Raw genomic sequence first — 14,137 nt, forward strand, 5'->3', positions numbered from 1 at the left:
ACAACCTGCTCGCGGACGGTCGGCTGCACCTGCCCGATCGGCTCGTTGTCCGCCACGACCTCGGGCACGACGGCAGTGGCATTGTTCGCGTTCAGCAGCGCGGGCACCCATTCCCTGACCGCGTTGAAATGCTTGACCAGCAATCGAATTCGTTCCGAGGTGAGCGCATCCGGTGCGGCGAGCGCGGACAGCAATTCGTCCAGCAGCGTGCGCATGTGGTGCACTCTCGCCAGCCGCTGCACATCCGTCCGCAGCACCACCAGACCCGCCGGATCGGCCGCCGCTGCATCGTATTCGGCCGCGACGTCGGCGCGCACCCGCCGCACGTCGTTGGCATCGAGCTGCGCTAGCAGGCCCATATCGATGGCGTTCGGCGGTGTGCTCGTCTGTGGCGCATCAGCCGCTTGGTGAAGTTCGCGGACCCGGTCATCGACCTTTCGGTAGTGGTCTACCGCCTCCACTGCTCGCTGCACCTGCTGGCGGATGGTCGGCTGAACCTGCCCGATCGGATCGCCGTCAGCGAGGTCATCGGACAGGGCGGCGATGGCGTTGTTCGCGTTCATCAAGGCCGCCAACCACGCTGCCGCAGAATAGAAGTGCGATATCAGCAACCCGAGTCGTTCGGGCGTGACAGTCGCATCGGTTCCCTCCACGGCGGCCGCCAGCTCATCCAGCATGCCGTCCAGCTTCTGCAGGCGCGCGACATCCGCGTGCAGTATCGCGTTACCCGAATCCGTCACCGCGGCATCGCGTTCCGCCGCAACCCCGGCGCGCACCAAGGCCAGCTGTTCGATATCGACAGCGGGCGGCTCCGTGACAGCGGGGTCGCCGCCGGATACCGGAGGGCCTGCGGACTCTTGGCTGCTGTCAGGTTGTCCGGTCGGCGGCGAATCCGGTTGCGCGTTGTGCCGGTTCGCGCCCCGAGCCGCGCCGCCGCCGTCGTTGTGAAGCACGCCGAGACCGGGTACTCGTTTACGTGCCGGTTTCAACCACTCCTCTTCGCCGTCCCAGCGTTGGTCGCCGCCTCCGATCGCGAACGGGAGGCCACGACCTGGCAAGGGTCGTCGTGCGGGAGGGTTGTTGGTCGATACGGTCGCGGTGTTCGTCGCGGTTTGCGCTGGTGTCTGCGGCGCCGGTTCTGGTTGTGCTGCAGTGAGAATGCTGTCGTGCCGAGCACTGGGGGCCGGGCTGAGTGAAGCCGCCGGTGTGTCGACCGGATCGGTTTGGTTCAGGTATCCGTGCTGTTGCGCCGCCGCGACGGTGGACTGCATGCCGCTGGTGTGCAGTTTGACCTTCGCGCGGGCGATGTAGCCGTTCACGGTGTTGGTCGACAAACCCAGTTCCGCCGCGATCTGCCCGGCCGACAAGCCCTGCGCGATCAGGCCGAGTACTTGGCTCTCCCGCTGGCTCAGGTCTACCGGCAACCGAGTCGCGATGTGAGATCGGAAGGCCTGCACGGTTTCCAGTGGTACGTCGATGGTGCCATCGGCCGCTTGGTCGGGTAGATCTTCCACCAACGCCCGCAGAGTTTCGAGCTGTCCGGGCGACGGCTGGAAATCCCCCTGCGGTGCTTCGGTGTTGCTGGACGATTCGTCGTGTCGCGAGGCCACGCGAACACTGCCTTCGGATCCGACTTTGTCGGCCAGTTGGGCGAGCAGCTGGTTCACCTGCGCGGGTGTCATCCCGAGTACAGCACCGAGAGAACTCTCCGAGCCGCCTGCCACCAGGGCGAGGACATACATCTCGCCTTCGGACACCTCGACGTGCACCGGCGATGTGTCGACGCTTTCGGCCGCGGTATCGGCGGGAGAATCGGTCGGACCGGACAACGGCTCGCTGGCCGCTTTTCTACGCCGGGATCTGCGACCGGCCCGAGACCTGCCGGAGCGTTCGGTGGCGGGACCGTGGAGAGGGGTCTCGTCGGCGGCGATACCGCCATCCTCGAGCTCGTCGGAGCTTCCCGCCGCGGAATCGTCGATTACCTCGATATGGTGATCGGCGACGGTCCGGCCGGATTCATCTTCTATACGGATGGCCTCCAATCTGGTCTTCGTTCTCGGGCGGACGCCATTTATGAAGTGCCACTTGATCTGTGGCGGAGCGCCGTCTACCCAGTAGGCGCGATTCATGTAGGTGATGTGGAGTTGCCTGCGAGCCTGGGCGCCGAAATCCTCTTTCTTGCCTGCTTGCCCAGCGACGCTGTTGGTTTTCGCTTCGCGCCAGACCCGATTGCCATCGGTGACAACATCGATTTCCGCGTCGATCCGCGGGCCCATCGGCATGGCGACCTCGGCCCGGAGGCACACAGCGTCGACCTGATCGAACTGTTCGGCCAGTTGGATCTCACCGAGCAACCCCCGAACCGAAGTGCCATGTCCCCCCACATCGCCGGTGTCCGTCCGCGACGTGACCGGCCGTCCGTCAGCCGACTTACCTTCGGAATAGTGAAGGGACAGTTCGATCAGTGCCGAGCGGTGTGCCTGGAAAGCTGCCAGCCAGTGATGTCCGCCATTGGCCTCGAGGTCCGGATGTCGCTCCAGCAATGCGGCGAGCCGTGTTTCAGCCGCTGTCAGCTCGTCACGCACGCTGTCGATCAGGTCGAGGACGTCAAGTTGCGCCCTGGTCAGCCCGACCACGGGCTCGGATGGAATACCGTGCGTTTCGCGGTACAACCGGGCAAGCCAATCGACGAAGTTGGAGTTCGCCTGTTCGGCGCGTTCCTGAACCTGGTCGACCCATTGGTTCACGTTGTTCGCGGTGACGCTGATGACTGCGCGTTGCGCCCTCTTGGACTGCATGAAGGCATCAGCGTCCTGGCGGGCACGTCGCTCGGCATCCGCGGCCGGAACACCTTCCCCCAGCAAGGCAGCTGTCCGCTGTTCCATGTACTGGCGATGAGTCACGGCCTGCGGTATCGGCAGATATTCTTCGTAGCGTTCGCGTACCAGGTTCTTGGCTTGCTCGGTCGCGACCGAATCGGCGTCGGCGCGGTTGATTCGAGCCAGGATCGCTTCGAGACCGTTGAGCTTGGGGCGTTTGGTCGGAGATGGACTGGCCACAGGTGCGCTCGCCGCAGATATGGGAGTTGGCGGCGGGCTGGCGGCAGCCGGGGGCGCAACGACAGGAGGAGCCGCTGAAGGACGGGGCTCAACCCGGTATATCTCGGCGAGTCGGTCAACGAGGTTGGAGTCCTGTTGTGTGGCGCGTGCCCGAATCCTCTCCACCCACTGACTGGTGTTGTTCGCGGCGACACCGTCGATCATCCGCCGGGCTTTGGCGGTGAGCATGAAAGCGTCGGCTTCCTGGCGGGCGCGAGTTTCGGCCTCTGCGGCTGGAACGCCATTCCGCGCGAGATCGGCAGCTCGCTTCGCCACAGAATGGCGGTAAACACTCGCCTGTGGTATCTGCTGGTACTTCCGGTATTGCTCGAGTATCAGGTTCTTGGCCTGCTCGGCGACGGCCGGATCGGCTCCGGCGCTGTCGATTTCGGCCAGGATTGTCCGGAGCGCTTCGGGCAGCGGGGGGCTGGTCTCGACTGTCGGTTCTGTGTCCTGGTGTGCCGTACCCTCGTCCGGGGCCGATGCCGTTGCGCCATCGAGTAGCAGCGGAATCTTGGCGTTCTGCACCCATTGTTGGATGTTTTGCACGGCGGCGCGAGTGATCAGATCGCGTGCTCGGTCGGTCTGGATGAAATCGTCCGCCTGCTGTTCGGCGAGGGAAGCGACGGCTTCGGCCGAGGTGCCCTTGCGCGCCAGGTCGGTCTTCCTGTTGTTCAAGAACTCCTGGTAGATCGAGCGTTCTCGGGCACGCAGATAGCTCTGGTATTGGTCGATGATGCGGATCTCGAATTCCGCGGAGTCCACGGTGTTGGGGATCCGGTTCAACAACTCCTGGATCGCAGGGGGAACCGATTCGGTCTCGGCGCCGTGGCTCGGCGTACCAGCACCCGGGACAGCGGTGGGCTGATCAGTTGCCGGATCCGCCTCCGAACCGTGTGCGGCGGAATCGGCTGCATTGTCCGCGCGTTCGGTCGGTGCGTCGGAGGCGTATCCCGGTCGGTGCGCACCGACACCCGGAGTATCACCGGGCGGCGTGCTGAAGGCCAGGGGGCCTTCGGCCGACAGACCTCGCTTTGTCCATGGTGACCCGACCACCACAGCGCCATCGGCGCGGCGCGCGCGGCCCTGCGGGAGGTCGAGCGCGCCGTCGGGGGATGACGGGTAGCTCCTTGGCGGAGTTCTGTATTCGACCCAAACGGTCTTGCCGTTGCGGGTCACGTCGGTGCCGACCGCGGCAGCCGCATCCGTCACGATGCGCGCGCCGCGGCCGTGTTCGCCATCCGCGCGATCCCCCAGTTCATTCGGGTCGGTCTCGTCGGAATCCAGTGCCGCCAGATCGAATCCCGCCAGGAAGGCATCCACGTCGTCCAGGCTGACAGCGAACGGTGCGACCTCGTCAGCCGCATCGACGTTGCTCTCGGTTCGCCACTTCGGCAATCCGAGCGAGGTGTCGGTGATGCTGATTCGTACGCGGGAATCGTCCACGTCGACGGTGACCTCCGCACCGCCTTGTTTCGCGTATAGCGCCACGTTGCCGAGCAATTCCGACAGCGCGCGCACTGCGGAGTCGATCGTCGTCTCGGGCAGTCGAGTGTTGTGCGACAGGAACCGGTCGACCTCCCTGCGCGCCCGCGACACACCCCGCTGAACCTGTCCGCGTTCGAAGGTCATTCGCAGCAGTGCGGGTTCCGACGCAGCGGCCGTCGAATCGTCCGGCCCGGCAGTGAACCACCGTGTTCGCGACCCGTTGGTGTTCAATCGGAAGCCCCACCGTCCCGACTGGTCCAACAGTTCGGTGACCTGGCCCGACTCGGTCTGTACTACTTCCCCGGTGTTCTTATCCGGCTCATCACGTACCGGCAGGACCCGGCTCTCGTCGACCACCTCGACCCGCACGTGTCCGGGTCCGTCCGGCCGCACCCGGACCACGACCGGACCTTCCGCGGTCCGAACCAGGGCGTCGAGCATCGCCTCGGCCGCCGCGATATCTCCTTCGGCAGTGAGCGATTCGCGAATAGTCGCTCGCGCTCGCGCCACGGTCGGCGAGTCCGTGGCAGGCGAGTCCGTGGCAGGCGAGTCCGTGGCAGGCGAGTCCGTGGTCGGCGTCGCCTGAGCAACCAACGGGGCCAGTCCGAGAAAGCGTGCGGCGGCATCGACGAGGTCGACTATCTCCTGCGGCGCGTCCGCACGCATGGCCAGCTGCCGCAGTTCGTGTAGCGGGTCGTCACTGTTCGCGTCGCGCCAGCCGGGGGCCAGTTGCTCCTGCCCGAGAAACGCGGGCAGGTCTGCTTCCAGTTGGTTTGTGTCCGTAGCCAACTGGGCGAGTTCTTCCGCGGTGGCCCCGTCGCTCATCGCGCGTTGGGCGCGGTACTCACGGTCGAGAGCACGTCCCAGCCAGCCGGGAAGTTCCTCGGCCCGGATCCGCGCCCAGTCCTCGTCGGCGAGCAGACGCAACTCCATTTGCAGCTGGTCGATGACCTGCAGCAGCGTCCCTCGCAGTCCCAATAACTCCGGGTCCACCCCGAGCGCTCTCGCGAGATCCGCACGCGCACGGTCGGTTTCGCTCGTAACTTGCTCACCGGCAGCCGACGGTTCCGCGGAAGTGCCGGACTCCTGCCCGGTCTCGGGGTCTCGATGGAATCCCATGGCCCACAACGGCACATCGCCGGGCACATGGGATGCGGTCTTGCCGCGTCGACGGTCTGGAGAAAGACCAAGTGCCGCAATAGGGTAGGAATCGTAGTAGGCCTGTACCGCTCCGTGCGGCGGTCCGCCGGTTGTACGGCCTCCGCCGCCGCCGGTGACCGCATCGGGCTCCGCGATGGGTACGGTCCCCGTGCGCAGGGCCACCGCGACCAGTCCCGCTCGATAATGGGTGCCCATCTTCTTGTTGATCTCGAACACATAGGTCTTCACGGTCTGCGGGGTCAGCTCAAGGGCCGCCGAGATCTCCTCGTTCGTCTTGCCCGCGACGACCAAGGTGAGCACTTCGTGTTCGCGTTCGGTCAGTTCGGGCGCGCCAGCGCCGGGACCGGGGTCGGCGACCGGTTTGGAGCCGGGGAGTAGGCCCGTGCGTATGCCCGTTGCCACCGCTCCTGCGCGGGTACCCGCGCCGAGCTTGCGCCGGGCCCGAGAAGCATACGAGTCGACGGTCTGCTCGGTCAGCCCGGTGTCGGTCGCTATCTGCGCGCTGGTCTTGCCGAGCGCGATGTGGGTCAGTACCTCGACTTCGCGTGCGTTCAGCTTCGGGATCGCGTCCGGTTCTCCGGTGGTCTCCGGCTGTGTGCGGGCAAGGATGCCCGTCCAAAATCCCGCCGCCACCATCCCGGCACGGGTGTCCACCCCGAGCTTGTCGCCGATGTGGTCGACATACGAATTGATCGTGTCTACCGCGAGGCCGCCGAGCGCTGTCGCTATTTCACCGCTCGTCAGACCATCCGCGAGCAGAGCGAGCACCTCGTGTTCCCGGTTGGTCAGCTCGGGGATGTCCGTGGCGGAATCACGTTTTGTTGCGATGCCGGGGTCGGTGCGCGGCAGGATTCCGCGGATGATGGCGACTGCGACTGCCGCCGAACGGTCTTCGACGCCGAGCGCCTTTTGGATGCGAACCAAGTGTGCCCGCACCGTCGTTTCCTTCGATCCGAGCGCGGTGCCGATCTCCCTGAGCGACATATCCGCCGCGACGAGTTCGAGCTCCACGTACTCGAGATCGGTCAGGGTCCGGGTGCTGTCGAAGGGGACTGTCGGCAGTGAACGGGCCAGTCTCTTGATCGCACCGTTCTCTAGTGTTGTGATCTCTCGGCCAAGGCGCGCTGACTCCGTGGCTCGGACGAGAAGTCCGCGTTCGGTGGAATTCAGCTTTTCGAGGCCAGTCTTCAGATCCTGCCTTGCCATCCGCGCGAGCGTCCGGCTCACCGGGTGAAGTTCCGAGACGTTCTCGGATTTTATGTAGGCGGCGGTTATCCCCTTCCTGATGCGGAGGAAGACGGGATCGGCATCGTCGGGGCCGCGCGGGTCACTCCGACGGTTGTCCGCGCTCGTCGACTGTTGTGAACCGGGGGGCTGCTGCTGTGGGTCGGCGCTGACGGGCTGATGCTGTTGGGATGTGCCGCGCTTGCGGCGTTTCGGTTCGGCGGTCGGTGGTGGGACGGGAATCGGCGGGGTCTGCGGTGGTGGCGGTTGGGCTGGTTCCGGTGGGGACTTGCGCTTGCGCTTGGGATTATCTGCTGAGGCCGACGCCATGGGGACGGGGCGCGCCGCTACCACGGGTTCCGGCAATGGGCCGGCGAGGGTGGTGGCGGGGGTGCCGCCGCGGGTGGGTTGGACGGTCGGGTCGGGGATGTATTGGGTGCTGTCGCGATTGAGTTGCGGGGCGGCGGTGGGATCGGTTGGGGCGCCGGGTGTTTCGGGGTTGGGTGTGGTGGCGTAATGGGCGGGTGGGGTCAGTTCGGTGGGGCGGTCGGCGGGTGTGGCGGGCAGGTGTGGTGCGGGGATGTTGTTGTGGCGGGGTAGAGGTGGTTCGGAGTCGTGGACGCGTGGTTTTTGCCCGTCGCGGTCGTCTTCGGCGGGCATTCCGGGGACGGCGGTGTCCGGGATCGGGACCTGTGGTCGGTCGGTGCGGGGTATCGCGGGTCTACGTTCCGGCACAGCCGGGGTGGTGGGGTGCGGGACGATCGGGATCGCGTTGGGGGGTGGGCCGTCGGGTGCGTCCGGTTGGCCGGGGATTTTGTAGGTGGTGCCTGGTGGTTTGGTGTATTCGTCGACTTCTTTGTTGGGAAACTCGTCCACCTGTGGTTGGGCGGGGACGTAGCTGGGCATCGGGGGTGTGACGATGGTGCCGATGCGGTCGGGGAATTCTTCTGGGTCGCTGGGGGTTTGGTCGTTGTCGGTGGGCTGCCCACCGGACATCGCGGGCAGGGGTGCCGGGAGTCCCGCGGCGGTATTCGATGGTGCATGTCCACTCGGCAAGGCGCCGGCGAGTGCTGCCGGTGGAATCGCCTGTGCGGCAGGGTTGTTCGTTGCCGTGCCTGGGATGGGGCGGGGTTGCTGGGGTGGGTTGGCGCCGGGGGTGGATGCTGCCGGTCCGGCGGGGGGACCGGGCGGTGGGCCCACTGGCGGGGTCGGGTTCTTCGTCTCCGTCGAGGTGACCGCTGCGACGTGGTTGTCGGCAGCGGTCTCGGAGTCGAAGAAGTCGAGATCGAGGAGGCTGGGCTCGTGACCGGGTGGTCCGCTCTCGGGTGTGGTCGAACGTGAGCCGCGTCCGCTTCGGGGAAGCGAACCACTGTGCGAGACAGGTGGTTTCGCTGTTTCTGTGGGACCAGTACCACTGCTGGTGACACCGAAATCCTCGCCGGTGCCGAAGTGGGTGTTGGTGTCGGTTCGGGGATTGGCACTGATCGTCAGCACCGATCCCGGTGCGGTGCTCGGCTGGTCGTCGTCGGCGACGACGGTTCCGGCGAGGCTCGTCTGGGTGTCGGTTCGGTTGCTGTGGATTTGGGCGGTGCCGGGGTGGTCGGTCGATGGCATGCTGCCCGATGTGGCCACCGGGTCGTGCGGTGCGGACTCGAAGGTGCCTTCGGTGAGTTGTCGCAGGGCGGCGTCCCAGGAGCGCCAGCCGTGCCCGGATGCGGGCGCGTCTCCCGGGGAGGCCGGTGGTTGGGTGGAGCCCGACGGTGGTGGCGTGTCGCCCTCGTCATCGGTTAGACCGAGTTCGTGGAAGATGGCGCGGCCGATCTCTTCGATCTCGGCGACGGTCTCTTCATGGGGGCGCGGTACGTGTCCGTCGCCAGTGGTGTGTTGGTCGGCCGATTCGGGTTCGGCTGGAAGCAGGAGTCCGTCGAGCCAGCTGTCGTCGAGTTCGGTGGTGGTTACCGCGAGCGGGCGGACCTGGGTGCCCGTGGTTCGGGTGGGGCGGGTGGCGACAGCGAGGCCGCCGCCCGTCAGCACCGTTTCGGCGAGGTTGCGGCCGCGTTGGTCGGTGTGGGTGAGCGCGGGCATGGTCATTGCACCGCTCGCGGAGGCGCTGGCGAAGGTGATGGCCAGGTCACGTCCGGTTGTCCGTGCCGACTGCGTGGTGATCTTCGTGCGGGCCGGTGGTGTGGATGGTCGGCTCGGTTTCGGCTTCGGGGTTGGCACCGGTATCGGCGCAGGCGGTGTCGGCGTCGGCTGCGGCGGTGCGGGTGGTGGCGTGTTCGGTTTGCGTTTGCGGTTCTTGGGCTCGTTCACTGAGGCCGAGGCCATCGGGACCGGGCGCGCCGGGACCACTGGTTGCGGCAGCGGTCCGGCGAGGGTGGTGGCGGGGGTGCCGCCGCGGGTGGGTTGGACGGTCGGGTCGGGAATGTACTGGGTGCTGTCGCGGTGTAGTTGGGGGGTGGCGGTGGGGTCGGTTGGGGCGCCGGGGGTTTCGGGGTTGGGTGTGGTGGCGTAGTGGGAGGGTGGGTTGAGTTCGGTGGGGCGGTCTGCGGGTGTGGCGGGCAGGTGTGGTGCGGGGGTGTTGTTGTGGCGGGGTAGAGGTGGTTCGGAGTCGTGGACGCGGGGTTTTTGTTCGTCCTGGTCGTTTTCGGCGGGTGCGCCGGGGATGGCGTGGTCCGGGATCGGGACCTGTGGTCGGTCGGTCAGCGGTATGGCAGGTCCGGTCTCGGGGAGAGCCGGGGTGGTCGGGTGCGGGACGATTGGGATCGCGTTGGGGGGTGGGCCGTCCGGTAGGTCCGGTTGGCCGGGGATTTTGTAGGTGGTGCCTGGTGGTTTGGTGTATTCGTCGGGTGCGTTGTTGGGAAACTCGTCCACCTGTGGTTGGGCGGGGACGTAGCTGGGCATCGGGGGTGTGACGATGGTGCCGATGCGGTCGGGGAATTCTTCTGGGTCGCTGGGGGTTTGGTCGTTGTCGGTGGGTTGCCCGCCGGACATCGCCGGCGGGGGTGTCAACAGTCCTGTGACGGCATCGGGATTCGACGGCCCATGCCCGCCCAGTGCCGCTGCGCCAGCCAGGGGTGCCAATGGGATCGCTTGGGATGCAGAGTGGTTCGCGGCCGCGCCTGGGGACGGCGTGGCGGCCTGCGGCTGTTGTGGCGAGTTGGCTTGCGCGTCGTGTGGTGTGGCGTGGGGTTGTGGTGGATTGGCTTGCGCGTCGTGTGGTGTGGCGTGGGGTTGTGGTGGATTGGCTTGCGCGTCGTGTGGTGTGGCGTGGGGTTGCGGTGGATTGGCTTGCGCGGCCTGTGGTGTGGCGTGGGGTTGTTGGGGTGGGTTGGCTTGTGGTGTGGCCTGAGGTGCGTTGGCAGCGGGTGTTGCTGGTGTGCCGCCGGGGCCAGTCGATGCACCCGCCGGTGCGGTAGGGCTCTTCGCCTCCGCCGAACTGGCCGACGGCGTCGAACCGAACCCGCTGCCCGGCACCGGTTCGACCGGTGTTGCGCTGGCCGCGTGCGGCGTCGCGGCAGGGGAGGTACCGGACGGTGTGGCGGGCTCGTCGGCAACCGGGTCGTAGTCGAAGTCGAGGTGGAGGATGCTGTCTTCGTCGGGGTTGGGCGGCAGTTCGCCGGGCCCGTGTCCCGGTGTGTTCGAGTGTGGGCCCGGTCCGCCTCCATTCGGTGAACCCCCGTGTGCGACAGGCGGCCCCGCCGTAACTCCGGGACCGTTGCCGGTGCCGCCCAAATCTTTGGCGGTGCCGACGTGGGTGTTGTTCTCGGCATGGGTGTTGGCACTCATCGTCATCACCGATCCCGGCGTGGCGCCGGGCTGGCCTTCGGCGGCGACGATGGTTCCAGCGAGACCCATCTGCGGAGAATCGGGTCGGCTGCTGTGGAATTGGGCGGTGCCCGGGAGACCGGTCGATGACGAGCTTCCCGGTGTGGCCATGGGATCGGGTGGCGCGGCTGTGAATGTTCCCTCGGTGAGTTGTTGCAGCGCCATATCCCAGGAGCTCCAGCCGTGGCTGGGTGCGGGTGACGTTCCGGGGGACGTCGGCGACGCGGGCGGGGCCTGCGGCGTGCCCGGCGGCGGTTGGTTGGGATCCGATGGCGGCGGGGTCCCGCCGTCATCGGGCAGGCCGAGTTCGCGGAAGACGTCCCGGCCGATCTCGTTGATCTCGGCGACGGTCTCCTCGTGCGGCCGGCCCCACGGTGCGTGTCCGTCGCCGGTGGTTTCTCGGCCCGGGAGGTCGTCGCGGGACCCGCCGATCTCGGGGATGGTTTCCTCATGAGGTGCGTCGGCACCATTGCGCGGGCTGGCCCCGTTGGGCGCTTCTCGGCCCGGGAGGTCGTCGCGGGACCCGCCGATCTCGGGGATGGTTTCCTCATGAGGTGCGTCGGCACCATTGCGCGGGCTGGCCCCGTCGGGCGCTTCTCGGACCGGGAGGCCGTCCCGCCCCGCATCAGCGCGGGACCGGCCGGTCTCGGTAAAGGTTTCCTCGCGTGGCCGGATCGGTGCCCCCATGGCTCGGGTGGCACGCATCGCCGCTCCGAAACCGCCGACAGCGCCACTGCCCGCCCCCATCAGTATCATCTGGGCGAGGTTGAGTTTGGCGTGGGTGATCGCGGACATGGTCACCGCACCGGCGGCCCCGCCCGCTGCTCCGCCGGTAGCGCTGGCGAGCACGACTGCAACGGCGCGTCCCGTCGAGCGTCCCGCCTGTGTCGCGGCGTTGGCCCCGATGCGGGTGAGTGCGGGCAGCACCGCACGGGTAGCCAGGGAGCCAACCAGGCCACCGGCGCCACCGGCGGCCGCAGCGACCCACACCTGGCCCCAATCCATGCTGGTGCGGCGTCCGGGTTTGCCGTGGCCCTGGACGATTTGGGCGTATTGCGCACCGGCCACGACACCGCCCATGGAGACCGCGCCCATGATGGTCGCGCGAATGGCGAGCGCCATGTGGGGGAATCGCTCCATGAAGGCAGCCGCGCGTTGGAATAGGAAGGCGAGGGTATCGCGACGGGCGGTGGTGGCGGCGACCTCGGCGGCGATGCGGTCGCTGGCGGCCTTCATCGGTACGGCGGTATCGATGAGCAGGTTGGCGAGCAGGACTGCGCCGATCCCGATGACGATGTACTGCTCGAGTTCGATCGAATTGGCGGAGTCGTAGAGCATGGTGGCCATGCCGTCGGCGAATTCGATTTGATTGCGCGTGTTGGCGATCTCGGTCTTCAGCTGTTTCTGGATCGCGTCGCCGGCCTCGCCCTGGATTGCCGCGGGCACGTCGCGTGCGAGTCGTTCGAGGTGCGCCAGTGTGACTTTGAGACGTTCGGCCGAGCGTGCCCAGGCGTCGGCCGCGGCGCGGATATCTTTGGGACTACCGACCGGAAAGTGGCCGATTACCCAGCGCGTCAGCCAGTCTGGGAAGTGGGGTGGGATAGTGACACTCACCGAGGCGTCGACCGCCCTCTCGCGCCCTCCACCAGCAACCGATACAGCACCCGCGCCGGAGCGCATGCGTCGTCGCCACGCAACTCCACCTCGGCGAATGCCGTAACCAACGCCACGTGTGGATGGAACCGACCGTCGACGATGCTGTTGCCGCCCAGCTGGTCTCGCCACCGCCGGTAGCCGCCGAGGATGCGGGCCAGGGTGTCCCCGGCGTCCCATGGGCCGTCGATGCGCCGATATTCGGTGATCAGGGACCGCTGTGCCATTCGCCGGACGGGCGGACCCGCCTGCTCCTCCATGATCCGGCCGAGGTCGCCGACGATCGTCGAATACATCGGTCGCTCCTCGGATCCGGCTACAAAGTTACCGAATTGTATTGCGGCATAGACCTTTTCACGGAACTGAGCCGGATTCGCGACAAGGGTGCGGTCGAGCAGGATCCACGATCCGGTGCTCGCCGATTCCGACGCGTCATCGCCTCGATCCCGGGTCACCTGGGAGATCCGGTCGCCGAGTTCGGTGATCTCGATCCCGCCGAGGTCGACGAACGGATATTTGCCGAGAATGTCGTCGATGGCCGCGGCCAGTTGGGCGACCATCTCCTGTCCGATACCCGAGGTATCGAAGCCGACGATCCGCAGTTCGTGCCGATCGGCGAGCACCTGGGCCGCGGCCAGTGCCGCCGCATCGGTCGGCACTCGTACGAGCTCCGCCTTGGTCGGTTCGCGCTTCTTCTTGCGGGGCTTGTCGGCTCGTTTCGGATCGGTGGGCTGCGCCGGGCCAACGCCGGTCGGGTGCGGTGCGAAGACCTGGCCCGGTGGGCGAATGCCGGCCCGGGCCCCCGACCAGGGGGTGCCTGCCTGTATCGGCGGGAACGTCGTCCCCGGCGTTCGCGACCACGGTGTGCCCGTGGGCTTCTCGGCGACCGCGGGATCACTGATCCGGGGTGACGCCGTGGCGGCGGCTGGCGTCGCGCCGGGAACGGCTGGGACCGAATCGTCCGCGACCGGCGGTGATGCGGCATTCTGGCCGTCTTCGGTAGAGGTCTCCGCAGCAGGCTGGGGCGCGGTGTCCGGTTCGGTTTGCGGTGTGCTCGAATCCGGGTACGCCGACTGCGGACCGAAAGGTGTGGGTTCGGCAATCGGGCTGTAGCCGGCGCCCGCCGGTTGCGGGTAGGCACTCCGGGTAGCGTTCGGTTGGGTGGACGAGGTGGGACTGGAACCGCTGGGCGGTGTCCGCGTCGCATTCCCGTTGTCCGCGTGCGACCCGGAATCGATGGTGGGCGAACTGGTTCGGGGTGCATTGGTATCGGGCCACGTCGTATCCGGCGCGACGGATACCGGCTGATTCGGGCGGGTGTTGCGGATCTGTTGGCCGCTGTTCTGGTCCTGGTCGTGCAGCGCGTCGGCGACCTCGCTCACGCCCTTGCTCAATCCGCGCAGATTGTCGACCAGGTTCTGGTTTCCCTCCAGCCCCTTCTTCGCCTGTGGCTCATAGGTCTCGCCGACCGTACGCCCCGGCTCGTCGTCGCCCCATGGCTTGCCCGCGCGGGCCAGGGTGTCCTTCAGATCGGCCAGATCTTGGTGCGCGGATGCGGCGACTGCCGCGAGTTCGGTGACGAGGGCATGGATGCGGTCCGGATCGATATGCAACGACTGGCCCATACCCGGTCACCCTTCAACCCGCACCGGCGAAACCGAAAAGGCGATTTGCCTGGCGAAGAA

2 protein-coding genes (1 of these 2 running past the window's edge) are annotated in these 14,137 nt (G+C 67.1%); both read right to left on the reverse strand.

The features are described 5' to 3' along the window. Positions 1-12,413: the 5' portion of an MFS transporter gene (locus ACQP1G_RS12785; RefSeq protein ID WP_433202727.1), read on the reverse strand. Its footprint begins 21,880 nt before the window's first position; the window shows 12,413 of its 34,293 coding nt (coding positions 1-12,413); the start codon lies at positions 12,411-12,413; the stop codon falls past the left edge of the window. Continuing rightward, positions 12,410-14,077: a hypothetical protein gene (locus tag ACQP1G_RS12790; RefSeq protein ID WP_433202730.1), complete on the reverse strand. Its 1,668-nt coding sequence runs from the start codon at positions 14,075-14,077 to the stop codon at positions 12,410-12,412. The genes ACQP1G_RS12785 and ACQP1G_RS12790 overlap by 4 nt, the downstream gene beginning before the upstream one ends. Positions 14,078-14,137 lie beyond the last annotated feature (60 nt).

The sequence above is a fragment of the Nocardia sp. CA-107356 genome (assembly GCF_050946365.1).
Lineage (GTDB): Bacteria > Actinomycetota > Actinomycetes > Mycobacteriales > Mycobacteriaceae > Nocardia.